Source organism: Amycolatopsis sp. 505 (assembly GCF_031625235.1).
Lineage (GTDB): Bacteria > Actinomycetota > Actinomycetes > Mycobacteriales > Pseudonocardiaceae > Amycolatopsis.
In genome coordinates, this window is record NZ_JACKQP010000004.1 from 270,587 (window position 1) to 295,386 (window position 24,800).

27 protein-coding genes and 1 tRNA gene are annotated in these 24,800 nt (G+C 71.0%); 18 read left to right on the forward strand and 10 right to left on the reverse strand.

Annotated elements, in window-relative coordinates; all coding sequences use genetic code 11:
- Positions 1-54 precede the first annotated feature (54 nt).
- Together H5965_RS17165 and H5965_RS17170 are read left to right on the forward strand one after the other, a co-directional pair.
- A complete protein-coding gene (locus H5965_RS17165; RefSeq protein ID WP_310970977.1) occupies positions 55-873 on the forward strand; it encodes a class I SAM-dependent methyltransferase in 819 nt (272 codons plus the stop codon).
- A gap of 15 nt (positions 874-888) precedes the next feature.
- Positions 889-1,521 (forward strand): helix-turn-helix domain-containing protein, encoded by a 633-nt coding sequence (locus tag H5965_RS17170; RefSeq protein WP_310970978.1) that lies wholly within the window; start codon positions 889-891, stop codon positions 1,519-1,521.
- Here the strand turns inward: H5965_RS17170 and H5965_RS17175 are convergent.
- The gene (locus H5965_RS17175) at positions 1,518-1,901 is read right to left on the reverse strand and encodes a nuclear transport factor 2 family protein (protein ID WP_310970980.1); all 384 of its coding nucleotides are present in this window, start codon (positions 1,899-1,901) and stop codon (positions 1,518-1,520) included. The genes H5965_RS17170 and H5965_RS17175 overlap by 4 nt on opposite strands.
- A gap of 97 nt (positions 1,902-1,998) precedes the next feature.
- On the opposite strand from H5965_RS17175, the gene H5965_RS17180 reads away from it, so the two are divergent.
- A complete protein-coding gene (locus tag H5965_RS17180) occupies positions 1,999-2,901 on the forward strand; it encodes a LysR family transcriptional regulator (protein ID WP_310970982.1) in 903 nt (300 codons plus the stop codon).
- On the opposite strand, the gene H5965_RS17185 is transcribed toward H5965_RS17180, so the two are convergent.
- Positions 2,858-3,742, reverse strand: coding sequence for a transglutaminase domain-containing protein (locus H5965_RS17185; protein ID WP_310970984.1), 885 nt, complete (start codon positions 3,740-3,742; stop codon positions 2,858-2,860). The two genes, H5965_RS17180 and H5965_RS17185, sit on opposite strands and share 44 nt — an antisense overlap.
- 22 nt (positions 3,743-3,764) lie before the next feature.
- Positions 3,765-4,763 (reverse strand): helix-turn-helix domain-containing protein, encoded by a 999-nt coding sequence (locus tag H5965_RS17190; protein WP_310970987.1) that lies wholly within the window; start codon positions 4,761-4,763, stop codon positions 3,765-3,767.
- 71 nt (positions 4,764-4,834) lie between these two features.
- On the opposite strand from H5965_RS17190, the gene H5965_RS17195 reads away from it, so the two are divergent.
- Positions 4,835-5,611: an NAD(P)H-dependent oxidoreductase gene (locus H5965_RS17195; RefSeq protein WP_310970990.1), complete on the forward strand. Its 777-nt coding sequence runs from the start codon at positions 4,835-4,837 to the stop codon at positions 5,609-5,611.
- On the opposite strand, the gene H5965_RS17200 is transcribed toward H5965_RS17195, so the two are convergent.
- Positions 5,595-6,344 (reverse strand): SDR family oxidoreductase, encoded by a 750-nt coding sequence (locus H5965_RS17200; RefSeq protein WP_310970992.1) that lies wholly within the window; start codon positions 6,342-6,344, stop codon positions 5,595-5,597. The two genes, H5965_RS17195 and H5965_RS17200, sit on opposite strands and share 17 nt — an antisense overlap.
- Positions 6,341-7,198, reverse strand: a complete 858-nt coding sequence (locus H5965_RS17205; protein ID WP_310970995.1) for an NAD(P)-binding domain-containing protein — start codon at positions 7,196-7,198, stop codon at positions 6,341-6,343. The genes H5965_RS17200 and H5965_RS17205 overlap by 4 nt, the downstream gene beginning before the upstream one ends.
- Positions 7,199-7,280: 82 nt before the next feature.
- On the opposite strand from H5965_RS17205, the gene H5965_RS17210 reads away from it, so the two are divergent.
- Positions 7,281-7,646 (forward strand): helix-turn-helix domain-containing protein, encoded by a 366-nt coding sequence (locus tag H5965_RS17210; protein WP_310970997.1) that lies wholly within the window; start codon positions 7,281-7,283, stop codon positions 7,644-7,646.
- On the opposite strand, the gene H5965_RS17215 is transcribed toward H5965_RS17210, so the two are convergent.
- The gene (locus H5965_RS17215) at positions 7,612-8,802 is read right to left on the reverse strand and encodes an FAD-dependent monooxygenase (protein ID WP_310970999.1); all 1,191 of its coding nucleotides are present in this window, start codon (positions 8,800-8,802) and stop codon (positions 7,612-7,614) included. The genes H5965_RS17210 and H5965_RS17215 overlap by 35 nt on opposite strands.
- Before the next feature lie 73 nt (positions 8,803-8,875).
- On the opposite strand from H5965_RS17215, the gene H5965_RS17220 reads away from it, so the two are divergent.
- Positions 8,876-9,448, forward strand: a complete 573-nt coding sequence (locus tag H5965_RS17220) for a TetR/AcrR family transcriptional regulator (protein ID WP_310971001.1) — start codon at positions 8,876-8,878, stop codon at positions 9,446-9,448.
- Here the strand turns inward: H5965_RS17220 and H5965_RS17225 are convergent.
- Positions 9,445-10,008, reverse strand: coding sequence for an NAD(P)H-dependent oxidoreductase (locus H5965_RS17225; protein WP_310971003.1), 564 nt, complete (start codon positions 10,006-10,008; stop codon positions 9,445-9,447). The two genes, H5965_RS17220 and H5965_RS17225, sit on opposite strands and share 4 nt — an antisense overlap.
- A gap of 78 nt (positions 10,009-10,086) precedes the next feature.
- Between H5965_RS17225 and H5965_RS17230 the strand changes: the two genes are divergently transcribed.
- The 6 genes from H5965_RS17230 to H5965_RS17255 are packed head-to-tail and all read left to right on the forward strand — an operon-like array spanning position 10,087 to position 15,052.
- Positions 10,087-10,503, forward strand: a complete 417-nt coding sequence (locus H5965_RS17230; RefSeq protein WP_310971005.1) for a MarR family transcriptional regulator — start codon at positions 10,087-10,089, stop codon at positions 10,501-10,503.
- A 55-nt stretch (positions 10,504-10,558) separates the two neighbouring features.
- Positions 10,559-11,356, forward strand: coding sequence for an SRPBCC family protein (locus H5965_RS17235; protein WP_310971007.1), 798 nt, complete (start codon positions 10,559-10,561; stop codon positions 11,354-11,356).
- 34 nt (positions 11,357-11,390) lie between these two features.
- Entirely contained in the window at positions 11,391-12,497 is a 1,107-nt protein-coding gene (locus H5965_RS17240; protein ID WP_310971009.1) for a sensor histidine kinase, read from the forward strand.
- On the forward strand, positions 12,494-13,141 hold the full coding sequence (locus H5965_RS17245; RefSeq protein WP_310971011.1) for a response regulator transcription factor: 648 nt from the start codon (positions 12,494-12,496) through the stop codon (positions 13,139-13,141). The genes H5965_RS17240 and H5965_RS17245 overlap by 4 nt, the downstream gene beginning before the upstream one ends.
- 52 nt (positions 13,142-13,193) lie before the next feature.
- The gene (locus H5965_RS17250; protein WP_310971012.1) at positions 13,194-14,831 is read left to right on the forward strand and encodes an acyl-CoA carboxylase subunit beta; all 1,638 of its coding nucleotides are present in this window, start codon (positions 13,194-13,196) and stop codon (positions 14,829-14,831) included.
- On the forward strand, positions 14,828-15,052 hold the full coding sequence (locus H5965_RS17255) for an acyl-CoA carboxylase subunit epsilon (protein ID WP_310971014.1): 225 nt from the start codon (positions 14,828-14,830) through the stop codon (positions 15,050-15,052). Before H5965_RS17250 ends, H5965_RS17255 begins: the two co-directional genes overlap by 4 nt.
- On the opposite strand, the gene H5965_RS17260 is transcribed toward H5965_RS17255, so the two are convergent.
- The gene (locus H5965_RS17260) at positions 15,043-15,501 is read right to left on the reverse strand and encodes a MarR family transcriptional regulator (protein ID WP_310971016.1); all 459 of its coding nucleotides are present in this window, start codon (positions 15,499-15,501) and stop codon (positions 15,043-15,045) included. The genes H5965_RS17255 and H5965_RS17260 overlap by 10 nt on opposite strands.
- A 4-nt stretch (positions 15,502-15,505) precedes the next feature.
- Entirely contained in the window at positions 15,506-16,396 is an 891-nt protein-coding gene (locus tag H5965_RS17265) for an LLM class flavin-dependent oxidoreductase (protein WP_310971018.1), read from the reverse strand.
- 162 nt (positions 16,397-16,558) lie between these two features.
- Here H5965_RS17265 and H5965_RS17270 point away from each other — a divergent pair.
- The 4 genes from H5965_RS17270 to H5965_RS17285 all read left to right on the forward strand — a co-directional run bounded on the left by H5965_RS17270 (position 16,559) and on the right by H5965_RS17285 (position 20,651).
- A tRNA-OTHER gene (locus tag H5965_RS17270) sits at positions 16,559-16,627 on the forward strand.
- Between the two features lie 95 nt (positions 16,628-16,722).
- A complete protein-coding gene (locus tag H5965_RS17275; RefSeq protein ID WP_310971020.1) occupies positions 16,723-18,297 on the forward strand; it encodes a TROVE domain-containing protein in 1,575 nt (524 codons plus the stop codon).
- Between the two features lie 139 nt (positions 18,298-18,436).
- The gene (locus tag H5965_RS17280; RefSeq protein WP_310971021.1) at positions 18,437-19,063 is read left to right on the forward strand and encodes a PadR family transcriptional regulator; all 627 of its coding nucleotides are present in this window, start codon (positions 18,437-18,439) and stop codon (positions 19,061-19,063) included.
- Positions 19,044-20,651, forward strand: a complete 1,608-nt coding sequence (locus H5965_RS17285) for a DHA2 family efflux MFS transporter permease subunit (protein WP_310971022.1) — start codon at positions 19,044-19,046, stop codon at positions 20,649-20,651. The genes H5965_RS17280 and H5965_RS17285 overlap by 20 nt, the downstream gene beginning before the upstream one ends.
- A 70-nt stretch (positions 20,652-20,721) precedes the next feature.
- Here the strand turns inward: H5965_RS17285 and H5965_RS17290 are convergent, their stop codons facing one another.
- A complete protein-coding gene (locus H5965_RS17290) occupies positions 20,722-22,566 on the reverse strand; it encodes a glycoside hydrolase family 3 N-terminal domain-containing protein (protein WP_310971023.1) in 1,845 nt (614 codons plus the stop codon).
- A 119-nt stretch (positions 22,567-22,685) separates the two neighbouring features.
- Here H5965_RS17290 and H5965_RS17295 point away from each other — a divergent pair, with 119 nt between their 5' ends.
- Together H5965_RS17295 and H5965_RS17300 are read left to right on the forward strand one after the other, a co-directional pair.
- Positions 22,686-23,315, forward strand: a complete 630-nt coding sequence (locus H5965_RS17295; protein ID WP_310971024.1) for a nucleoside triphosphate pyrophosphatase — start codon at positions 22,686-22,688, stop codon at positions 23,313-23,315.
- Between the two features lie 100 nt (positions 23,316-23,415).
- On the forward strand, positions 23,416-24,768 hold the full coding sequence (locus H5965_RS17300) for a dicarboxylate/amino acid:cation symporter (RefSeq protein ID WP_310971026.1): 1,353 nt from the start codon (positions 23,416-23,418) through the stop codon (positions 24,766-24,768).
- Positions 24,769-24,800 lie beyond the last annotated feature (32 nt).

Here is a 24,800-nt window from a genome sequence, read left to right on the forward strand (position 1 = left end):
GCGGCAGCATGAACACGTGTTCATGAACGCTTGTTCACAACGGAGGGGATGAAGATGGCCGGGATCGTCAACACCGCGCAGGCCGAAGCATGGAACGGGTACGAGGGAGAGCACTGGGCGGCGCACGCCGACCGCTACGACGCCGTGAACAGCGGCTTCAACGGCTATCTGCTCGATCAAGTGCGCGCGGACGACCGCGTGCTCGACATCGGCTGCGGCAACGGCCAGCTGACGCGGCTCGCGGCGGCGCGGGCCCGGTCCGCGATCGGCGTGGACCTGTCCGGGCCGATGCTCGCGACCGCGCGAGCGCGGGCGGCCGAGGTGCCGAACGTGACGTTCGAGCAGGGTGACGTCCAGGTCCACCCGTTCGCCGAAGGCGGGTTCGACCTGGCGGTCAGCCGGTTCGGGGTGATGTTCTTCGCCGATCCGGTGGCCGCGTTCGGCAACGTCCGGCGCGCGCTGGCCCCCGGCGGGCGGCTCGCGTTCCTCTGCATGACGGCGCTGTCCGGCACCGACCTCGGCCGGGTGTTCGGCGCGCTGGCGGCGTACCTGCCGCAGCCGACGGGGCCGGACGGCAGCGGGCCGACGTCGTTCGCGGACCCGGACCGCACCCGGGCGGTGCTGACCGGAGCCGGCTTCGAAGACGTGGTGTGCACCCGCGTCGAGGCCGACCAGGTCTGGGGCCGGGACGTCCCCGACGCGGCGCGGTTCATCGCGGACTGGGGGCCGGTCCGCCACCACCTGGGCCTGGTCGACAGCGCGAGGGCGGCCGCGGCGACCGAGGCTCTCGCCGTGGCGCTCGAACCGTTCGCGGGGCCCGGCGCGGTCCGGTTGCGCGGCACGGCGTGGCTGGTCACGGGAAGGAGGTCGTAGCGGGGCGCCCGTACGATGGCGCTGATGTCACCGAGGAAAGCCGCCGCCCAGCGGGACGGGCAGTCACTGCACGACCTGCTGCTCGAGACCGCGCGGAAGATGATCGCCACGCACGGCACGACCGGCATGACCGTGCGGGAGATCGCGCGCATGGCGGGCGTCGCCGACGGCGTGCTCTACAACCACTTCTCCGACAAGGAGGAGCTGGTGGCCCGGGCCCTGCTGGAGCACGTGCGCACGACGGAGGCGGAGCTCGGCGAGCTGCCGGTGGCCGGCGAAGGCACCCTCACCGGGAACCTCCGCCGGCACCTGGAGTTCGGCCTGGCGCTGCACAAGGTGCTGGTGCCGGCGTTCAGCGGCCTGGTCGCGCAGCCGAGGGTGCTGGAGCGGTTCGCGGAGATCAGCGAGCGGTCCAGCCACTGGCGTGATCGGCTGGTGGCCTACCTCGAGGCGGAACGAGCGCTGGGCCGCCTGCGCCCGGAGTCCGAAGTGGACGCGACGGCGGCCATGCTGGTCGGCTACTGCCACGCCTCGGTGCTGACGGCGGTCTTCCCGCACACGGCGCCCCTCGACCCGCCGCCGGTGGACGCGGTGGTGAGCGCCGCGCTCCACGGGATCGCCCCGGCGGGAACCGAACAGCCCGGCTAGATCATCGGGTTGCCGCTCGCGGTCGCCTCCGGGACCTCCTGCACCACGTCCCAGTGCTCGACGATCCGGCCGTCCCGGACCCGCATCACGTCCGCGATCGCGCTGCCACGCGAGCCGGGCGTCAGGCGCAGCAGGCTGTGCGCGCAGACGAGGTCGTCCTCGGCGATCACCCGGTGCACGTCCAGGCTGAGGTCCGGGAACCGCGCGACGAACCCGGCGAGGTAGCGGGCCGAGGCCTCCCCGCCCGCCGGGGCGTGGGGGTTGTGCTGGACGTAGCCGTCGCCGACGTACTCGGCGAAGGCGTCGGCCGGGCGTTTCTCGGTGAAGGCCAGCCGGAGGAAGGCGAGGACCACTTCCTTGTTGTGCTGCGTTTGCGTCATCCGTTGTCCGTCCTTTGTGGAGTTATCGACACCAAGCCCACCATGCGCGAATCAGAAAGGGAAAGACCTGTGGACTCTGCCGCGATACTCTCCCGGTATGGACGATGTCGAGGTCCGTGAGCTGCGGTATTTCCGCGCGGTCGCCGAAGAGCTGAACTTCTCCCGCGCCGCCGAACGGCTCGGGATGGCGCAGCCACCGCTGTCCCGCGCGATCCGGCTGCTCGAGCGGCGGCTCGGGGTGCAGCTCTTCGAACGCACCAGCCGGCACGTCTCGCTGACGCCGGCCGGGGCCGTCCTCTTCGCCGAGTCGGCGAAGGCGCTGGACGCCGTCACCGCGGCGGTCCGGCGGACGCGGCGGGCGGCACAGCAGACGCCGGCGCTCGTCGTCACCGCGAAGCCGGGCGTCGCCACCGATCTGCTGCGGCGGATCGCCGACGCGCACCCCGACCCGGTCGACGTGCGGGTCAGCGGGTTCGGCGAGCAGGCGGAGATGCTGCGGGACGGCCGGGCCGACGTGGCCGTGCTCGGCTGCCAGGGCGGCACCCACCACGGCCTGGACGTCGAGGTGCTGTTCAGCGAGCCGCGGGTGGCCGCGCTGCCGTCGGGCCATGAGCTCGCCGGCCGGGCGGTGCTGACCTGCGCCGACTTCGCCGGGCGGCCGACACCGTGCTGGCCGCTCTCCTCGGCCGCGGACCGGGCGTACTGGTCCGGGCAGGACGTGACCGGCGGGCCGGTGACGCCGGGGCCGATCGTGCACGACAGCGCTCAGCTGCTGGAGACGGTCGCGCTCGGGCTGGCGGTGGCGCTGCTGCCGGCGTCGGTCGCCGAGCTGAGCGCGCGGGACGACGTCGTCTACCGGCCGGTCGTCGACGCGACGCCGTACGCGCTGGCGCTCGCCTGGCCGACCGGGGCGCGTGACCCGCGGATCGCGCGGTTCGTGCGGACGGCCACCGAGGTCAGCGAAGCACTACCTCGGCCGGAAGCTGTCCCGGCGGGGTGACCGTGTGGATCACCGGCGGCACCCGGACGTCGTCGGCCGCGAAGGCGGCGCGCACCTGCTCGACGTCGGCGGTGGCCATCAGCTCGGCCAGCTCGTCGGCGCGGGCGAGGGTGGCCGGGGGAAGTTCCACGGTGTCGTCGAGCGCGCCCCAGATGTCCCACTGGAGCATCTCGTGCTTGTTGAGCGCCGCGAGGTCGCGCACGAGGTTCTGCCACGCGTACGGGATCCCGCGCAGGAACGGCACGTCGAGGTCCGGGTTGACGACCACCAGGGCCGGGTCGAGCTCGCCCGCGCGGATCGCGGTCCACGCGTCGGGGCCGGTCCGGAAGCGGTCGCGGGGGACGTCGAGGAGGTCGAACTCGACGTCGTCCACCGGGTCGCGGAAGCCGGGTGGCAGCTGGGCTTCGACCAGGCGCCAGCCGTCGGCGGTGCGGACCTCGGCGACGACGTGGTCGAGGTACCAGCCGGGGATCAGGTAGCTCGCGAACCCGACGCGGGCGCGGGCCGGGATGCCGTGGTGGCGCGCCATCGAGACGAACAGGAGCGTGAAGTCGCGGCAGCAGCCGACGATCCGGTGCAGCGGCGGCCGCGGCTCGCTCGGCGGGGCCGGGTCGAGCTCGCGCAGGCGGGCCCACATGTCCGCGGCGTACCGCAGGGTGATCTCGTCGTTGCGGGCGGCCGGGAACCCGTGTTCGGTGATGGGGCCCGAGCCCCAGTAGTGGAACACCAGCCCGCATGCCGCTTGTCGCAGGGCGGCGAGGTCGCCGGGGGTGGCGTCGAGCCAGCCGACGTGCGGGCCCGGGTCGGTGAAGCGGCTGTGGCTGACGTAGAAGTCGTCCATAGCCGGTGAAGCTAGCGAAATCTTAGGCGGATTGAACAGCCAGTTCGCCGCGGAACGTCGAGCGGTACGCGCTCGGCGACACCCCGAGCGCTGCCTGGAAGTGCTGGCGCAGCGAGGCCGCCGTGCCGAATCCCGCTTCGGTGGCGACGCGGTCGACCGGGAGGTCCGTCTCCTCGAGGAGCTGGCGGGCGCGCTCGATGCGTTGCTGGGTCAGCCACTGCAGGGCCGAGATGCCGACCTCCTCGCGGAAGCGGCGGGTGAACGTGCGCGTGCTCATCGCCTCGCGGGCGGCGAGCTCGCGCAGGGTCAGCGGCCGGTGCAGGTTCTCCAGGGCCCAGGCTCGCGCCGCTTTGGTCGACGACGTGCGGGGCTCCGGCACCGGCCGCCGGACGAACTGGGCCTGGCCGCCTTCGCGGTGCGGGGAGACGACCGTGCCGCGGGCGACGTCGTTGGCCACCGCCGCGCCGTGGTCGCGGCGGATCATGTGCAGCACCAGGTCGATGCCGGCGGCGACGCCCGCCGAGGTCAGGACGTCGCCGTCGTCGGTGTAGAGGACGCACGGGTCGACGTCGACCTCGGGGAAGCGCTCCTGCAGTTCCTCGGCGGAGCGCCAGTGGGTGGTGGCCCGGCGGCCGTCGAGGAGGCCGGCCGCGGCGAGCACGAACGCGCCGGTGCAGATGGACGCGATGCGCGAGTCCGCCGGGATGCGATCGAGGGCGGCCTTGAGCGGCGGGGTCAGCACGCGCGCCATCGGCTCGTACTCGGCCAGGGACGCCGGGACGATCACCGTGTCGGCCTCGGCCAGCACCTCGGGGCCGCGGTCGACCGGGATGGCGATGTCCGCGTCGGTGCGGACGAGGCCGGGCTCGAGCGTGCAGGTCACGACCTCGTACAGCGGCTCCCCCGTCGCCGAGCGGGCCTGGCCGAACAGCCGGTGGACGATGCCGAGTTCCATCACGAGCATGCCGTGGCGGACCAGGACGGCGACGTGGTGGCGGTTCGGGTGCACGAATTCGGCCATGGCTCGATTCTTGCACATGTTGGCTATCCGGCCACTCGATCGAGCCACGCGGCGGCGTGATCATCGAGGACATGAATGTGTTGTGGGTATTCGCGCATCCCGAGCCGCGCTCGCTGAGCGGGGCCCTCCGCGACGACGGACTCCGGACGCTCGGGGAGCTCGGGCACGACGTCCGGGAGTCGGATCTGTACGCCATGAAGTGGAACCCGGTGGTCGACGCGGGCGACTTCGGCGCCGAAGCCGAGGACGGGCGGCTGATCGTCGGGGCGACGTCGGCCCGGGCGCACGCGCGCGGCGAGCTGAGCGCGGACATCGTGGCCGAGCAGGACAAGCTGGAGTGGGCGGACGCGGTGATCGTGCAGTTCCCGCTGTGGTGGTACGGCTTGCCGGCCATCCTCAAGGGCTGGTTCGACCGCGTTTTCGTCAAGGGCTTCGGCTACGGCGTCCGCGCCGAAGACGGCCGGACCCTGCGCTACGGCGAAGGCCGGCTCGCGGGCAAGCGCGCGATGGTGGTGCTCACCGCGGGTGCCCGCGAGCCGGCCATGGGGCCACGCGGAGTGAACGGCGCCCTGGACGAGGTCCTCTTCCCCCTCCAGCACGGGACGCTCTTCTACGCTGGGATGTCGGTGCTGCCCCCGGTGCCGGTTTACGGCTCCGACCGCGTGGCGAACGAGGAGTTCGCCGAGGCGCGAAACCGGCTACGCAAACGCTTGCGGACGCTGGCAACCGCGGATCCGATTCCCTTCCGCCCGCAGAACGGTGGCGACTACGACGAGGATCTGGTTCTCCGCCCCGACCGCGCACCGGGGATCACCGGCCTGGGCGCCCACCTCACGCGGGCAGGGTGAGCCGCTGCCCCAGCCCGCCGTCCACCGGGAGGTCGGCGCCCGTGGTGAACGTCGCCTCGAACGCCAGGAACAACACCGCCGCCGCGACCTCCTCGACCGTTGCGTGGCGTTTCAGCGGCGTTGTCTCGTCGCCGATCGCCTTGAACTCCGCCAAGACCGCGTCCGGCACGCCGGTGACGCCCATCGTCGGCGTGTCCGTGTAGCCCGGGCTGACCACGTTCACCCGGACTCCGCGCGGCGCCAGCTCGGCCGCGTACGTGCGGGCGAACGAACGCACCGCCGCCTTGGCCGCCGAATACAGCCCCATTCCCGCGATGCCCGCCTCGGCCGCGACCGACGTCGTGAACACGAACGCGCCACCGGGCCGGACCAGCGGGGCCAGCCTGCGGGCCGTGAAATACGCGCCCTTGGTGTTCACGTCGAACGTCCGGTCGTAGAGCTCCGGCGTCGCGTCCTCGTACGGTGTCAGCGTCGAGAACCCCACGTTGACGAACACCAGGTCCAGCTCACCGAGCCGGTCCTCGGCCACCGCACCCAGCTCGGCGACGTCGGCCAGGCGCGCCGCGTCCGAGGACAGCAGGTGCGCCTTGCCCGGCAGCTGCCCTTCCAGCGGCGTCACGTCCCGGCCGGTCAGCAGGACCTCCGCGCCGCCGTCGAGGAGGGCGCGGACCACCGCCAGTCCCATGCCGTGCGTGCCGCCCGTGACGACCGCCTTCTTCCCCTGGTACTTCACCGGATCTCCTCGATGACGCTGGCGATCGCGTGCGCGCCGTGGCCCGCCGCGACCGCTCGGTCGAACAACTCCTGCAACACGGCGGGCACCGCCGTGTCGATGCCCTGCGCGCGGCTCGTCTCGACCAGCAGGGCGAGCCCGGCCGCGTTGATGTCCAAAGCGGACACGTCGGTCGCGTAGTCGCCGCTCGCGACCTGCTCGCCGATGCCCGGCAGGAAGCCGCCGACCGCCGACTGCCACGCCGTGGCCATCGGCGCGAACTGCGCCGGCGTGACGCCCTCCGTCCCGACCAGCGCCAGCGCTTGCAGGTACCCGGCCATCGTCGACCACATCATGCCCAGCAGCGCCAGGTCGTACAGCGCCGCCAGCCCGGCGTCCTCGCCGAGGAACACCGGTGTCCCCAGCACTTCCAGCACGTCACGCTGCGCCGCGAACGCCGGTTCCGCGCCGCCGTAGAGGAGCTGCGCCGCCGGTGTCCCGATGCCCTGCGGGACGGCCATGATCACGCCGTCCACGTAGCCGATGCCTTCGGACGCGGCCCACTTCGCGGCCGCACGCGCCTGCTCCGGTGTTCCGGACGTGAGGTTGACCAGCGTCCGGCCGGTGAGGGCAGCCGCCTCGAGCACCGGCTGCTGAGTGTCGTATGTGGACAGACAACTGAGGACGACGTCCGCCGACGCCGCTTCCGCCGGGGTGGCGGCGAGGCGGGCGCCGCGGTCGAGCAGCGGTCCCGCCTTGAGCGGCGACCGGTTCCACACCGAGACGTCGTGTCCCGCCCCCAAGAGCGCCCCGGCGAGGGCGGCGCCCATCCGCCCCAGGCCGAGCACGCCCACGCGTTTCTTGCTTTCTCCCATGGATTCCATGCTGCTGGCGCGCTTTACACTGGACAAGTACCGACTAATAAGTCAGGTACCCACCAAAACGTAAGGATCCTGCATGCTGGCGAGAACTTACCGCTGCGGGCTGGACGCGGCCGTCGACGTGATCGGCGGCCGGTGGAAAGCCCTCATCCTCTGGGCGCTGCACGCCGAGCCGCTGCGGTTCGGCGAGCTGAAGCGGAAAGTGGCGGGGATCAGCGAAAAGGTGCTGATCCAGGCCCTGCGGGAACTGGAGGCGGACGAGATCGTGCACCGCGAGGTGTTCCACGAGATCCCACCGAAGGTCGAATACTCGCTGACCGACCTGGGTCAGCGGCTGAACACGGCCCTGCTGCCGCTGGGCGACTGGGGCGAGGAGAACATGGCCGGCATCGCGAAACGCCGCGGTGTCACGCCGGCGCCACCGCATACGGCTTCAGCGTGATCGCGTTGCCCGCCTTGAGCGGCAGCTCTTCGATCAGCTTGCGCCACGGCAGGTACGGCAGCAGCCGGTAGTTCAGGTTGCGGAACCGCAGCCACCCGCGGGTCGGCGGGACGAACCACTTCCCGTTGCCCACGGCCAGTTTCTGGCACGCGTCGACGAAGCCGCGCATCTCGCGGGTGTAGGCGCCGAACGCCGTCGCGTGGTCGCCGCCGGCGGCCGCGAGCTCGCCCGCGAGCACGTACGCGCCGACGATCGCCAGGCTCGTCCCCATCCCCGAGAGCGGCGCGGCGCAGTACGCGGCGTCGCCGACCAGCGCGACGCGCCCGCGCGCGTACGAGTCCAGCTTGATCTGGCTCGCCGAGTCGAAGTAGAAGTCCGGCGCCTCCCGCATGGCCTTCAGCAGCGCCGGCGTCTCCCAGCCGACGTCGCGGAACGTCTCCTCGACGATCCGGCGCTGCTGCTCGACGTCGCGGTGGTCGTAGTCCAGCCTGTCCGAGCCGAACCACAGCAGCGCCTTGGCCTCGGTGTTGTCCCGCGCGCTGTAGACGCCGACGGTCCGGTTCGGCTCGTTGTAGAACCGGCCGACGCGGTCGAGGCCGAGGTGGTTCGGGACGGTGAAGATGGAGACGTAGTAGCCGAGGTCGTGGCGGAAGCCGGCCTCGTCGCCGAAGGCCAGCGACCGCACGTTCGAGTGCAGCCCGTCGGCCCCGATGACCAGGTCGAACTCGCGCGGCTCGCCGTGGGCGAAGGTGACCGTGACGCCGTCGCTGTGCTCGGTGAGGCCGGTGATCGAGTCACCGAAGACGTACTCGACGCCGTCGCGCGTCGCGTCGTACAGGATGCGCGCGAGGTCGCCGCGAAGGACTTCGAGCTCGCCGCTCTGGTACGTCGCGGGCGTGACCACCAGCGGCCGGTCGTCACTGTCCACATAGGTCACATCGCCCATCCGGGTCGCGGCCGCTTCGACCGCGCCCAGCAGGCCCATGCGTTCGAGAACCCGCAGGGACGCGCCGCGGAAGTCGACCGCGTAGCCGCCGTCGCGCAGTTCCGGAGTGCGTTCGACGACCGTCGGGACGAAGCCGTGGCGGCGGAGCCAGAAGGCCAGGGCGGGGCCGGCGACGCTCGCGCCGGAGATGAGGACTCGGTTGTTCTGCATGCCGAGAACGGTAACCCGGATTTGGGCGATCGCGCAAGGCGTTTGCCTAAGACGTTCGTGCTAGGCTTCGGGCATGGGCAACAAGGAGTCACTGCTGGCCGGCGCGAAGCGCTGCCTGTACGAGAAGGGCTACGCCCGCACGACGGTGCGGGACCTGGCCTCGGCGGCGAACGTGAGCATGGCGGCCATCGGCTACCACTTCGGTTCACGCGAAGCGCTGCTCAACGCCGCGCTGATCGAGGCGAACCAGGAGTGGGGCGAAACGCTGGCGAAGACGCTGCAGGTCGAGACGCCGCCGGGCGCGTCGCCGGCCGAGCGGTTCGCGCTGATCTGGCAGCGGGTGATCGAGTCGTTCGGCGAGCACCGCCGGATGTGGGCGGTCAGCTTCGAGGCGTACTCGCAGCCGGAGCTCGACGAGAACGTCCGTGCCCAGCTGGCGGACGCGCTCGAGCAGGCCCGCCACGGCCTGGCGAACCTCTTCCAGGGCCTCGACGACGAGAGCGCCGAGGCCCGGGCCGCCGGCACGGTGCACCAGGCCCTGCTGTCGGGCGTGATGCTCCAGTGGCTGATCGACCCGGGCCACGCCCCCTCGGGCGCCGACCTGGTGAGCGGCCTGCGCCTGATCGCGAAGGACGTCCTGACCTAGGCGGTGACCAGGGCCGCGCCGGCGAAGAACGTCCGCGCGGCCGCCGTCGCGTCCTCGTCCAGGAGCACGTCACCCGGGCGGCTGCCGTTGCCGAGCAGCACCCCGCCCCAGTCCATGCCCAGGTACTCCGCACACAGCTCTAGCGTGCCGATCAGCGGCTGTGCCTCGCGCGCCGTCTCGCTCAGCACGCTCACCCCCCACAGCGCCTTGCCGCGCATCCGCGGCTTGAACTCGACCGGCAGCCGCATCCAGCCCGACCAGTAGTCCAGGTAGAGCTTCACGCTCGCCGCGACCGAGTACCAGTACACCGGCGACACGATCACGATGTCCGTCGCGGCGAAGGTCGCGTCCATCAGCAGCTGCTCGTTCTCGCCGGGCTCCGGGTGCGCCCCGGCGCCGTGGCGGCGGTCCTCGAACGGCGGCAGCGGCACCTCCGGCAGCCGGATCCACCGCTGCTCGACGTCCTTGGGCAGCTCCTTGGCCGCCAGCCGGGCCAGCATTTCGGTGTTGCCCCCGGCCCGCGCGGCGCCCACCAGGAACAGGAAGCTGCGATCGCTCATGTCAGCCCTCTCGATGTACTTGCATGTACATATAAATACTGTCCCTGGACTATCCTGGCGTCAAGAGGAGGCCGGAAGATGACCGTCGACGAGCAGGCCTGGGGCCGCGTACTCGTGCTGCACGCCCGGATCGAGCAGGAACTCGCCAAAGCCCTGCAGCGGCGCCACGGGCTCGGCCTGTCCGAGTACCGCGCGCTCGGCAAGCTCGTGGCGGGTCCGCGGGGCGGCCTGCGGATGCAGGAGCTCGCCGACGCGATCGGCCTCAACCAGAGCTCGGTCAGCCGGATGTGCGCCCGCCTGGAAGACGCCGGCCTGACCATCCGCGACCTGTGCGAAGACGACCGCCGCGGCGTCTACTCGGTGATCACCGACGCCGGCCGCAAGCGCTACTCCGAGACCGAGCCGACGTACAACGCGGTGCTGCGGACCGCGCTCGACAAGGCCGCGAGCGACCCGGAGCTCGCCGCCGCCGTCTCCGCCGTCCGCGGCGCTTGACCCCGCATATTCCTCAGTGGTTATATACCGGCACAGGCAACCCACGGGAGGAAGCGTGTCCGGACGAGCGAGGCTGCAGACCGACGGCGAGCGCCCGGTGCTCCGGCTGGAACGCCGCCTGAAGCACGCGCCCGAGAAGGTCTGGCACGCCATCACCGACCCGGCGGAGCTGGAGCACTGGTTCCCGGCGAAGGTCGACGTCGAGCTGCGGGCCGGTGGCGCGATCCGGTTCACCTTCCCCGGCGAGGACAGCACGACGACCGGGCGGGTCGTCACCGCCGACCCGCCGCGCGAGTTCACCTTCGTCTGGAACGACGACACCCTGCGCTGGCTGATCACCGCCGACGGCGACGGCAGCCTCCTGGAGTTCACCCACACCTTCGGCCGCGGCGACCCGGCGATCGCCAAGCTCGCCGGGGGCCGCACCGCCGCCGGCTGGGACGTCTGCCTCGACGCCCTCGCCGCGCGCCTGGCCGGGCAGGACTTCGAGCAGCCGCAGGAGTGGCACGAGCGGATGGTGTCCTATGTGGAGGAATTCGGCCTGGACGCCGGCGAAGTCCTCGCGGACGGCACGATCCGCTTCCGCCGCGACCTCGGCTGGAAACCCGAGGCCGAACTCCGGCCGCTGCTGCCGGACGAACCCGGCTGGCGCCTGGTCCACGACCCGCTCGAAGGCAACCGCGTCGAGTTCACCGAAGCGGCGGGCGACGACGTCCCGGCGCAGCTGGCCCGGCGGCACGAGCAACTCGACAAGCTGTTCGCCGCCACCCACGGCGTCACCCTGCCGGACTGGCCGCCCGAGCGCGTCGAAGCCGTGAAGAAGCAGTACGCGGAGCATCCGACCCAAGGTTGACGCGCGGCCGGAAAGTCCGCATTACCGTCGGTTCATGCGCATTCGCGTCGTCCTGGACGTCTTGGCCGTTCTCGTGCTGACCCTGGGGGCCGGCGGCAACCTCGCCGCCGGCGCGTGGTCGCTGCCGCTGTGGCTGCCCGCTTGGCTCGGCTGGACCATCCTCGTGCTGAGCGTCGGGCCGATCGTGCTGCGGCGCTGGTGGCCGCGCCCCGCCTACATCTTCTCGCTGGTGATGACCGCGGCGGCGGTGCCGATCGGCGGCCCGGTGCTGGCGGTCGCCGTCGTGTCGGCCGGGTGCGCGCTCTACACGTTCGTGGTGGCCCGCGGTAGCCGCGCCTCGCGGATCGGGCTGGCGGCGGGGCTGCTCGGGATCGGCCTGGTCGGCGTGGCGGTGCCGAACCCGAGCACGGCGACGACGGTGAACTTCGGGGCGTCGGCGCTGATCGTCGGTTTCGCGCTCGGCATCGCGGTCCACGGCCGCCGCGAATACGCCGCGATCGAGCGGGAAAACCATGCCCGGGAAGCGGTTTCGGCGGAACGGCTGCGGATCGCCCGGGAGATGCACGACGTCGTCGCGCACAGCATGAGCTTGATCGCGGTGAAGGCGGCGGTCGGCAACCACGTCGCGCTCGAACAACCAGACCAGGCCCGCGACGCGCTGCGCGTCATCGAGGACACCAGCCGCGAGACTCTCGCGGAGCTGCGGCGCATGCTCGGCGTGCTGCGCGACGGCACCGGCGTCCCGGCGCTGGCGCCCGCCCCATCGCTCGACGATCTGCGGGCGCTCACCGAACGCGCGCAGCAGGCGGGTCCCGCCGTCGACCTGGTCATCGACGGCCTCACCGAACTGCCGAGCGGGGTCGGCCAGTCGGTGTACCGTATCGTGCAGGAGGCCCTGACCAATGTGGTCAAGCACGCGGCCGCGTCGACGTGCCGCATCCACATCACCGGCGGCGAAGGCGAAGTACGCATCGAGGTCCTCGACGACGGCCGCGGCGGCTCCGCGACCCCGGGCCACGGCTTGATCGGGATGCGCGAGCGCGTCGCGGTGTACGACGGCGAATTCTCCGCGGCACCGGCCGAAACCGGCTTCCGCGTCTTCGCGCGGCTGCCCTACGAAGAGAAGGTGGCGGCCCGATGACCCGCGTCCTGATCGCCGACGACCAGGCGCTGCTGCGCGGAAGCTTCCGGGTCCTGGTCGACAGTGCACCGGGCCTCGAGGTGGTCGCCGAAGCGTCCGACGGCGCCGAAGCGGTGGCCCTGACCAGAGTCGAGCGGCCGGACGTCGTGCTGATGGACGTCCGCATGCCGGAGATGGACGGCATCGAGGCGACCCGCCGCATCTGCCGGGAGACGGACGTGAAGGTCCTGATGCTGACGACGTTCGACCTGGACGAGTACGTGTATTCGGCGTTGCGCGCGGGAGCGAGCGGCTTCCTCCTGAAGGACACCCGCCCGGCCGACCTCCTGGCGGCGATCGAGGTGGTGGCCTCGGGCGACGCGCTGCTGGCCCCCTCGGTGACGCGCCGCCTGGTGGCGGAGTTCGCCAGGCTCCCCTCGGGCCCGGTGACCCGCTTGGACGGCGTGACGGCCCGCGAGCAGGAGGTCCTGACGCTGATCGCACGCGGGTTGTCGAACGACGAGATAGCGGCCCGCCTGCACCTGGGGATAGCCACGGTGAAGACCCACATCGGCCGCCTCCTGCACAAGCTCACCGCGCGCGACCGGGCCCAACTGGTGATCGCGGCCTACGAGTCGGGCTTGGTCAGGCCCACGACGTCGTGACGTTGCCTACGCCACACGCGAAGTGACCGACAAGTAGTTAAGCTCCCGTGGCATGAGCAGTGCGACGGAGCCGCTCGGGACGCCGCCCGAGGACGAACCGGACATCCACACCACGGCCGGCAAGCTGGCCGACCTGTACCGCCGGTACGACGAGGCGGTGCACGCGGGCTCGGCCCGCGCGGTGGAGAAACAGCACGCCAAGGGCAAGAAGACCGCTCGCGAACGCATCGAGCTGCTGCTCGACGAGAACTCCTTCGTCGAGCTCGACGAGCTGGCCCGGCACCGCTCGACCAACTTCGGCCAGGAGAAGAACCGCCCGTACGGCGACGGCGTCGTGACCGGCTACGGCACCGTCGACGGCCGCCCGGTCTGCGTCTTCAGCCAGGACGTGACCGTCTTCGGGGGCAGCCTCGGCGAGGTCTACGGCGAGAAGATCGTCAAGGTGATGGACCTGGCGATCAAGACCGGCCGGCCGATCATCGGCATCAACGAAGGCGGCGGCGCGCGCATCCAGGAGGGTGTCGTCTCGCTCGGCCTGTACGGCGAGATCTTCAACCGGAACGTCAAGGCGTCCGGCGTCATCCCGCAGATCTCGCTGATCATGGGCGCGAACGCGGGCGGGCACGTCTACTCCCCCGCGCTCACCGACTTCATCGTGATGGTCGACGAGACGTCGCAGATGTTCATCACCGGCCCGGACGTCGTCAAGACGGTCACCGGCGAGGACGTCACCTTCGAGGAGCTCGGCGGCGGCCGCACCCACAACACGAAGTCCGGTGTCGCGCACTACCTCGGTTCCGACGACGAGGACGCCATCGCCTACGTCAAGGAACTGCTCTCCTACCTGCCGCAGAACAACCTGTCGGACGCGCCGGTGTTCGAGCCGCCCGCCGACCGGCCCGGGTTCTTCGACGACGTCACCGACGCCGACCGCGAGCTCGACACGATCATCCCGGACTCGCCGAACACGCCGTACGACATGCACGAGGTGATCACCCGCGTCGTCGACGACGGCGACTTCCTCGAGGTCCACGAGCTGTTCGCGCCGAACATCATCGTCGGCTTCGGCCGTGTCGACGGCCACAGCGTCGGCGTGGTCGCCAACCAGCCGACGCAGTTCGCCGGCTGCCTCGACATCGACGCGTCCGAGAAGGCCGCGCGGTTCGTGCGCACCTGCGACGCGTTCAACATCCCGGTGCTCACCTTCGTCGACGTCCCGGGCTTCCTCCCGGGCACCGACCAGGAGTGGAACGGCATCATCCGCCGCGGCGCGAAGCTGATCTACGCCTACGCGGAGGCCACGGTCCCGCTGGTCACGATCATCACGCGCAAGGCGTACGGCGGCGCGTACGACGTCATGGGCTCGAAGCACCTCGGCGCCGACATCAACCTGGCCTGGCCGACCGCGCAGGTCGCGGTGATGGGCGCCCAGGGCGCGGCGAACATCGTCCACCGCAAGACCCTCGCCAAGGCGGCTTCGGAAGGACAGGACGTCGACGCCCTGCGCGCCGAGCTGATCCAGGAGTACGAGGACACGCTGCTGAACCCGTACGCGGCGGCCGAGCGCGGGTACGTCGACTCGGTGATCGTGCCGGCGCACACGCGCGGCCACGTCGCGCGGGCGCTGTCCCTGCTGCGGAACAAGCGGGAATCGCTGCCGCCCAAGAAGCACGGGAACATCCCGCTGTGAGCGAGGAAAAGCAGCGCCCCCTGCTGAGGGTGGTCCGCGGAAACCCGACCGACGCCGAGCTGGCGGCGCTGACGGCGATCATCGCCGCGGCGTCGGTCGCGAAGACGCCGGAGAAGCCGAAGCCGCGTACGTCGTGGTGGGGCGATCGCGCTGCTTCGCTGCGTCGGCCGCTTCACCCCGGCGAAGGTGCTTGGCGCGCTTCGGGTTTGCCTCAGGGCTGAAGGGCGTCGAGGAAGACCGTCGGGGCTTCGTTGTCCCGCACGATCGTCCCCAGCAACGCCGCGAGCCGGTCGCGGTCCGGGGTGCTCAGGCCCGCGGCCAGCTCGTCGACCCGGCGGCACGTCGCCGCGTAGAAGTCCTCCGCGAGCTCGCTGCCTTCGCCGGTCAGGAGGACCTGGACGGCCCGGCGGTCGTCCGGGTCGGGTTCGCGGCGGACGAGCCCGCGCTTGACCGCCCGGTCGACCAGGCCGGTGAGGCTGGACTTTTCGAGGCCGAGCGTGGCGCCCAGGTCGCCCATCCCGTACGGCCGGCTCATCAGCACGCAGAGCAGCTGGCCCTGCTGCACGGTGAGCCCGTACTCGCGGGCGGACTCGGCGTAGACCGCGTTCACCAGGAACGACGCCCGCACGAGCCCGGCCACCACCCCGAGGTCCGCCCCGCTCTTCCCCATCCGATCAGCCTACGGCTTCCCGCACCGCGGGCACGATCTCCTCGGCCCACCGCGCGGTGGCGACGGCGTCGGGCGTGCTGCCGCCGGGCCCGAAGAGCACGAACCCCGCGGCGCCGTGCTCCAGCACCGCGCCGGTGAGCTCTTCGATCCACTGGGCGGGCGAGCCGCCGATCCAGCGTCCGTCGTCGGTGCGGGTCTTGGCGAGCGGCTCGGCGGTGATCCGCCCGGGGAAGTTGTAGACGGTTTCGATCTCGCCGGGATCCCGCCCGGCGTCCACGGCGGCCTTGTCGATCAGCGGCCGCGAGGTCCGGTACCGCTCGCTGAGCCAGTCGGCGGCGTGCCCGGGCATCCACCCGTCGGCCACCCGCCCGGTGACGGCGAGGGACTTCGGCCCGACGGACCCGGTCCACACCGCCGGCATCGCCTCCGCGGCGGGTTCCAGGTCGGTGACCTGGTAGAACTCGCCGTCGAAGGTGACCGGCGCACCGCCCCCGCCGAGCAGCTTCACCAGCCGGATGCCTTCTTCGAAGGCGCGGACGGCCTGCCCCGGCGTCAGTTTGGTGAAGCCGAGCCGCGCGATGTCGTCCCACAGCCCGCCGACCCCCATGCCGAGCACGATCCGGCCGCCGGTCAACGCGGACAGGGAGGTGATCGTCCGAGCGAGCATCGCCGCCGGCCGCGTCGGCAGGTTGGTGACGCTGACCAAGCCGGAGATCCGTTCGGTCTTGCCGAGCAGGACCCCGATTTCGGCGTACGCATCAAGCCGATCGGCGTGGTACGGGTGATCGGAGACGGTGATGAGATCGAGCCCGCTCCGGTCGGCTTGGGCGGCCAGTTCGAGGGTGCCGGAGACGGCGGTGACCGCGGTGGACACGCCGATGCCGAAGTGCGTCATGATTCCTCCCAGTTAGTTCGCACTACGAACATAGCATATATAGTTCTTAGTACGAACTAGTTGACTTCCGGGCGGCGCGGGACCCGGCCGGAAAACCGGTCGTCCCGCCGCCGATCGCTTGCTACCTTGGGCTGCACAAGGGAGCCACGGCGACACCGATGCCCGGTGCGCAGGCGAGGGTTACTTCCACTCTTAATGGGCAGGTCGGGGGTTCGAATCCCTCCCGGACCACCGCACGGTCCGGTAGCTCAGCGGCCTAGAGCAGCTACGTACCTTCACCGACTTCGATCTCGGGCATCGCCGTGGCTCCCGCACCAGGGGGAGAAATGAGCAAGTTCAACACCGCACGCGCGCCCGCCGCGACCTCGCCGGTCCGCGGCGAGGCCACGGCGTCCACCGTCACCCACCAGGGTGGTGCCGGGTACGCCCGCGACACCAAGTCCGAGCTCTTCCTGCTCGCCGTCACCAACATGGTCGGCGAGCACGCCTTCTACGAGTCCGCGGACACGCGCGACACCCGGTACGCCGAGCTGGTCCGGAAGTCCACACTGGACGATCCACAGTGGACCGCCCGGTTCCTGCGCTGGCTGCGCACCGGCGCGCACCTGCGGACGGCGTCGCTCGTCGGTGCCGCCGAGTTCGTCAAGGCGCGGCGGGACGCCGGCCTCGACGGGCTCGGCCGTCAGGTCGTCGCCGACGTGCTGCAGCGGGCCGACGAGCCCGGTGAGCTGCTCGCCTACTGGACGTCCGTGCACGGCCGCGCCCTTCCGAAGCCGGTCAAGCGCGGTGTCGCCGATGCCGCGGTGAAGCTCTACGACGAGCGGGCCTTCGTCAAGTGGGACTCCGCCGCGCGCGCGTTCCGGTTCGCCGACGTCCTCGAGCTGACCCACCCGGCCGGCGGGGGTGCGCTGTTCAAGCACATCCTCGACGAGCGGCACGACCGCGGCAACGCGATCCCGGACGCCCTCACCACCCTCCGCGCCCGCGCCGAGCTCATGAGCTGGGCCGTCGCCGATCGCCGGAAGCTCTTCGGCCGGCCGGACGCGGCGGGCGTGCTCCGCGCCGCGGGCATGACGTGGGAGTCCGTCGCCGGGTGGCTGCAGGGTCCGCTGGACGCGCGCGTCTGGGAGGCGCTGATCCCGTCGATGGGCTACACCGCTCTCCTCCGCAACCTCCGCAACTTCGACGAGGCCGGCGTCTCGGACGACGTCGCGCAGCGGGTGGCCGAGCGGCTCGCGAGCCGGGTGCAGGTGGCGAAGTCGCGGCAGCTGCCCATGCGGTTCCTCGCGGCCTACCGGGCGGCGCCGTCGCTGCGGTGGGCGTGGGCGCTCGAGCGGGCGATCGCGCACGCGCTGGCCAACGTGCCCGTGCTGGGTGGCCGCACGCTCGTCCTCGTCGACACGTCGGCGTCCATGAAGGACCGGTTCAGCAGGGACGGCAGCCTCATGCGGTGGGACGCGGCCGCGGTCTTCGGCCTGGCGCTCGCACGGCGCTGCGCGAAGGCCGACCTCGTCTCGTTCTCCGACGGCGCCTGGGACCACCGCCAGGGCACCAAGGTGTTCAAGCTGAGCCGGGGCGGGTCGCTGCTGGGTGACGTCGAGCGCTGGAAGTCCGGCGGGTACTTCATCGGCGGCGGCACCGACACGGTGGGCGCGGTGCACGAGCACTTCGCGCACCACGACCGCGTCGTGATCCTCACCGACGAGCAGGCCGCGTACGGCGACGTCGGGCAGGCGCTGCCCGCGCACGTGCCGCTGTACACCTGGAACCTGGCCGGCTACCAGGCCGGCCACGCGCCGTCCGGCGGTGGGCAGCGGCACACCTTCGGCGGCCTGACCGACCAGGGCTTCCGGATGATCCCGCTGCTCGAACGAGGCCGCAGAGCCGACTGGCCGTTCTGAGAATCAGCGTGAAGGCCCCCATGACGACAGCGTGGGGGCCTTCACGCTGTGTACGAACCGTCACAGGAATGACCGTGGACCCCTCCCTATCCCACGTCGTATAGTCCACGTGGAATAACCGACCGGGAGGGACCACGTCATGGCCTCGGCCAAGCTGACACCGCTCGGCATCGCCGTGCTGGAACTGCTGCACGAGCGGCCGATGCACCCGTACGAGATGGCCGCGCTCATGCGCGAGCGGTACGTCGACACCCGGGTCAACGTGAAGGCGGGTTCGCTCTACCACACCGTGGAACGGCTGCACCGCAGCGGTTTCATCGAGGTCGTCGACACCCAGCGCGACGGCAGGCGGCCCGAACGGACCGTCTACGGCATGACGCAGACCGGGCTCGACGAGTTCAACCAGCGCGCCCGCGAACTCCTGGGGGACGTCGCCACGGAGTTCCCCGCCTACCTGTCCGGGCTCGCCGTGATCGACGAACTGGGGCGCGAGGCGTCGCTCAACGAGCTCGAAACCCGGCTCATGCGGCTGCGTGCCGCGGTGGCCTCCGACCGGGCCGTGCAGCAGCGGCTCACCGAAAACCAGGTGCCGGAGATCTACTGGCTCGACTGGCGCTACCAGTGCGACCACCGGCTGTTCGAACTCGAGTGGACCGAACGCCTCGCCGAGGACCTGCGGTCCGGGCGGATCCCGTTCCAGGACCACCAACCACCCAAGCTCACGCTCATCACCAGGGAAGACGACGATGAACGCAAGACAAGCTAACCCGTGGGCCGCGCTCGGCGCGCTGTGCCTCGGCTTCTTCATGATCCTGCTCGACACGACGATCGTGTCGATCGCGATCCCGACCATGCTGCGCGAGCTGGGCGCCGGGCTGAACTCGATCGTCTGGGTGATCAGCGTCTACCTGCTCACCTACGCCGTGCCGATGCTGTTCACCAGCCGGCTCGGTGACCGGTTCGGCCCGAAGCGCGTGTTCCTCGCCGGGCTGATCGTGTTCACCGGCGCGTCGCTGTGGTGCGGCCTGTCCGGCAACGCCGAGATGCTCATCGCCGCGCGGGCCGTGCAGGGGCTCGGCGCCGCGCTGATGACACCGCAGACGCTGGCGTTCATCACGCACCTGTTCCCGCCGGCCAAGCGCGGCCCGGCGATGGGCATGTGGGGCGGCGTCGCCGGGCTGGCGACGATCGCCGGCCCGCTGCTCGGCGGCGTGCTGGTCGACCACTTCGGCTGGGAGTGGATCTTCTTCGTCAACGTGCCGATCGGCGCGATCGCCGTCGTGCTCACCGTGCTGCTGGTGCCGGACTGGCAGCCGAAGCACTCCCACTCGTTCGACGTGCTGGGGATCGTGCTGTCGAGCGCGGCGCTGCTGTGCATCGTGTTCGGCGTCCAGAACGGGCAGCAGTACGACTGGGGCACGGTCTTCGGCGGCATCACGGTGTTCGAGATCATCGGTGCCGGCGTGGTGCTGCTCATCGCCTTCCTGGTGTGGCAGCGGTTCAACAAGCGGGAACCGCTGCTGCCGCTGCAGGTGTTCTCGAACCGGAACTTCTCGGCCGGGACGCTCACCGCGGCCACCGTCGGCTTCGCGATGACCGGCATGTTCCTGCCGCTGGTCATCTACATCCAGTCGGTGCTCGGGCTGACCCCGACCATGGGCGGCCTGCTCACCGCGCCGATGTCGCTGCTGTCCGGGATCATCGCGCCGTTCGTCGGGCGCGCGTCGGACAAGGTGAACGGCAAGTACCTGGTGATGTTCGGCCTGGCGGCGCTCGCGGCCGGGCTCGGCGTCATCGCGCTGCAGGCGACGCCGGACAGCAACCCGTGGTCGTTCGTGCCGGCGCTGCTGGTGTGCGGGCTCGGCATCGGCTGCATCTTCTCGCCGATGAGCAACCTGACGATGGGCTCGGTCGAACCGCGGCTGGCCGGGACCGCGTCCGGCATCTTCAACACCGCCCGCCAGGTCGGTGGCGTGCTCGGCAGCGCGGCGATCGGCGTGCTGCTGCAGGCGCGGATCAGCGCGTCCATCGCGGACGAGGCCACGAAGGCGGCCGCGCAGCTGCCGGAGCAGTACCGGGCGCCGTTCGCCGAGGGGATCGCGCACGCGGCGGCGAGCACCGGGGAGTTCGGTTCGGCCGGCGGTCCGTCGCCGATGCCGGGTCTGCCCGCGGAGATCGCCGCGCGGGCGGGGAAGCTGGCGACCGAGGCGGTCCACAGTGGACTGACCGACGCCGCCCGCGTGACGATGCTGCTGCCGATGGGTGTGCTGCTGCTCGGCGTGGTTTCCGCGGCGGTGCTGCAGCGGGTCAAGCCGCGCTGGGAAACCCCGGTGCCCGAAGCGGCCGCGGCGTAGAAACCGTGCAGACCCCCGTTCCGGTGTCGGGTACCGGAGCGGGGGCCTGCACGGACCGCGGGAGCGGTGGCTAGCGGCGGTACGACAGGCCGAACCCGTACGGGAACAGGCCCTGCTTGCCGTCACCGGTGTTGATCGGTTCCTGCGACGAGCCGGCCGGCCAGGTGAAGCTCAGCTTCCCGGCCGGGTTGTAGTCGCCGTAGAGGACGTCCGCGACGCCGGCGCCTTCCGAGCCCGGCAGCCAGGCCGCCACCAGACCCTTCATCGACGGTAGCTCCGCCGCGATGTCCAGCGGACGCCCGGACACGGTCACCACGACCAGCGGGACACCCGAGGCCTTCAGCTTGCCGATGAGCGCGACGTCTTCGGCGTCGAGGCCGACGCCGCCGGGCCGGTCTCCCTGCCCTTCGGCGTACGGCGTTTCGCCCACCACGGCGACCGCGACCTTGTAACCGGAGTTGATTCCGCTACCCGCACGGTCATAGGTCACCACCGTGCCTTTCCCGGCACCGGCCTTGATGCCGTCGAGGATCGTCGTGCCCGGGATGACCCGGGTGCCGCTCTGGCCCTGCCAGCTCAGCGTCCAGCCGCCCGCTTGGTTCCCCAGGTCGTTGGCGTTCTTGCCGGCCACGAAGATCCTGTTGTCCTGCTTGGCCAGCGGCAGCACGCCGTCGTTCTTCAGCAGCACCTGCGACTCGCGGGTCGCCTGCCGCGCCACGGCGTGGTGCGCCGCGCTGCCGAAGTCCGCCTGCAGCGAGCGGTCGGTGTACGGGCGCTCGAAGAGGCCCAGTTCGAACTTCTTCGTGAGGATCCGCCGGTTGGCGTCGTCGATGCGGGACATCGGGACGTGCCCGTTGAGGACCTCCGCCTTGAGCGTGCTGATGAACTTCAGATAGTCGTTCGGGACCATGACCATGTCGATCCCGGCGTTGACGGCCTGGCTGACCTCGGCCGCGGTGAAGCCGGTCCGGCCGTCGATCTGGTCGATGCCGTTCCAGTCGGAGATCACGTACCCGGAGAAGCCCAGCTCCGTCTTGAGCAGGTCGGTGACGAGGAACTTGTTGCCGTGGTCCTTGACGCCGTTCCAGCTGTTGAAGCTGATCATCACCGAGCCGACGCCGTGGGCGATCGCGGCCTGGAACGGCGGCAGGTGGATCCTCCGCAGCTCGTCGAGGCCGATCTGGGTGTTGCCCTGGTCGACGCCGCCGGTGGTGCCGCCGTCGCCGATGAAGTGCTTGGCGGTGGCCATGATCGACGTCGTGTTGCCGAGCGAAGAACCCTGCAGGCCTTCGATGACGACGGAGTTCGCGACGGCGTTGTCGGGAACCTCGCCGAAGGACTCGTACGTGCGGCCCCAGCGGTCGTCGCGGGCGACGCACAGGCACGGCGCGAAGCCCCACTTGACGCCGGTGGCGGCGGATTCCTGGGCGGTGATCGCGCCGATCTGCCTGACCAGCTGCGGGTCGTTCGCGGCGCCGAGACCGATGTTGTGCGGGAAGATCGTGGCGCCGGCGGCGTTGTTGTGGCCGTGCACGGTGTCGGAGCCGTAGACGAGCGGGATGCCGAGGCCGGTCGACGTCGCCGCCCGCTGGTAGGCGTCGACCATGTCCGCCCACCCGGCCGGGGTGTTCGGCGACGGCGTCGAGCCGCCGCCGGAGAGGATGGACCCGAGCCGGGCGGCGGCGGACTGGGCGGGGGTCGCGGCACCGCGCTCGCCCTCGGTCATCTGCCCGACCTTGTCGTCGAGCGTCATCCGCGCCATCAGGTCCGTGACGCGGTCGGCCACCGAGGCGCGGGAGTCCTTGTAGAGCGGTGTCACGGAGGCGGAAGCCATCGGGACGAGAGCCGTGCCCGCGAAGAGGAGGCCGGCCAGCGCAAGGGGTCGCAAAGATCTCGTGGTGCGGAGGAGCGGCATGTGTTCCCTCCGTGACGTTCCGTCGATCCATAAGTTGCGAGCCAAAACAAATTAACTCCCCGGTGACGTGACGCCGGTCACAATTCGGTCACGACCGCCTGGTCAAGTAAGTTTCAGACGTGCAGTTCGTCCTCGCCTCCCAGTCCCCCGCCCGCCTCGGCCTCCTGCGCTCCGCGGGCCTCGATCCCGCCGTGTTCGTCTCCGGCGTCGACGAGGACGCGGTCGCCGCCTCGCTGACCGATCCGTCCCCGTCCGAGCTGGTCCAGGCCCTCGCGACGGCCAAGGCCGAAGCGGTCATCGACCAGGTCGCCGCGGCGCACCCGGACGCCGTCGTCGTCGCCTGCGATTCGATGCTTTCGATCCACGGGCAGATGGTCGGCAAGCCCGGTACGCCGGACGTTGCCCGCACCCGCTGGGCCGCGATGGCGGGAACATCCGGTCAACTCCTCACCGGGCACGCGGTCGTCCGACTCGACGGCGGGACGCGCGCGAAGGAGGCCGCGGGCTGGGAATCGACCACCGTCCGGTTCGGGACGCCGAGCGAACACGAGATCGACGCCTACGTCGCCAGCGGCGAGCCGCTCAACGTGGCCGGCGGCTTCACGATCGACGGCCTGGGCGGCTGGTTCGTCGAAGGGCTCGAAGGCGGCCACACCAGCGTGATCGGGATCAGCCTGCCCCTGACGCGGCGGCTGCTGGCCGAGGTCGGCGTGAGTGTCGTGGATCTCTGGCGGCCTCCCGCATCCTGAGAAAGGCACCACACCTTCGGGTGATCCGGAAGAGTCCTTCCTTGCCTAACGTTCTCTTCACCCGGCAAGACTGGAAACTTTCGAGCACCGGAGTCGCCCCGTGTCTTTCGTACGGACATACACCAAGCCGCGGGTGTTCGCGGCCGCGGTTCTCGGCTCGCTCGTCGTCGGCGCCCTCCTGGGCGTCGTCGCGCGGCAAACCGAGGCCGGCTGGCTGACCGATCTCCTCGACCAGATCGGCACCATCTTCACCACGCTGCTGCAGATCGCGGTGATCCCGCTGGTCTTCACGGCGATCGTGGTCGGCATCAACAGCCTCCGCAAGCTCGGTGGCGGCCGCACCGCGGCGCGCCTCGGCGGCAAGACGGTGCTGTGGTTCGCGATCACGTCGTTCATCGCGTCGCTGATCGGCATCGCGGTCGGCCGGATCTTCAACCCCGGCTCCGGTGGGCTCGGCGGTGTCGAGGCGACGGCCAAGAACGCCGACAAGGCGGCGCAGAGCGTCGACCACTGGGGCTCGTGGAGCGCTTTCGTGGACGGGCTGCTGCCCGAGAACTTCGTGAAAGCGTTTGCCGACGGCGAGACGCTGCAGGTGCTGTTCCTCGCCCTGGTCATCGGTGCGGCCGCCTACAGCCTCGGTGACAAGGCGAAGCCGTTCGTGGACTTCACGACCAGCGTGTTCGAGATCATCCAGCGCTACCTCGGCTGGATCGTCCGGCTCGCCCCGATCGGCATCATCGGCCTGATCGGCGCGGCGGTGTCGAACTACGGCGACGCGCTGTTCCGGCCGCTGTTCTCCACCACGCTCGCGGTGTACGTCGGCTGCCTGCTCGTGCTGTTCGTCGTCTACCCGATCCTGCTGCAGTTCGTGGCCAAGGTCAGCCCGCTGAAGTTCTTCGCGAAGGCGGGCACGGCGATCCAGTTCGCGTTCGCCTCGCAGTCCTCGGCCGCCACGCTGCCGCTGACCCGCCAGTCCGCGGTCAACCTCGGCGTCCAGCCGGCGTACGCGGCCTTCGCGACCCCGCTCGGCAGCGCGACCAAGATGGACGGCTGCGCGGCGGTGTTCCCGGCGATCGCGGCGATCTTCGTCGCCAACCTGGCCGGGGTGTCGCTGAACTTCTGGCAGTACGTCGGCATCGTCGTGGTCGCCGTGGTCGGCGCACTGGCGACGGCCGGGACCACCGGCTGGCTGACGGCGTTCACGCTGACGACGTCGTTCATCGGCCTCGACGCCAAGCAGGTCGCGCTGGGCCTGGCCCTGATCTACTCGGTCAACCCGATCATGGACATGATGCGGACGGCGACGAACGTGGCCGGCCAGATCGTGGTCCCGACGATCGTGGCGCGCAGCGAAGGCCTCCTCGACGACGAGGTCCTCAACGCCCCGACCGACCGTCCCGAGCACAGCGACGACGGCTCGGCCGCGCGCCACACCGAGCCCGCCCCCGCCTGATCCGCCCGCCCGTGACGGCCGCCTCGAGTGTT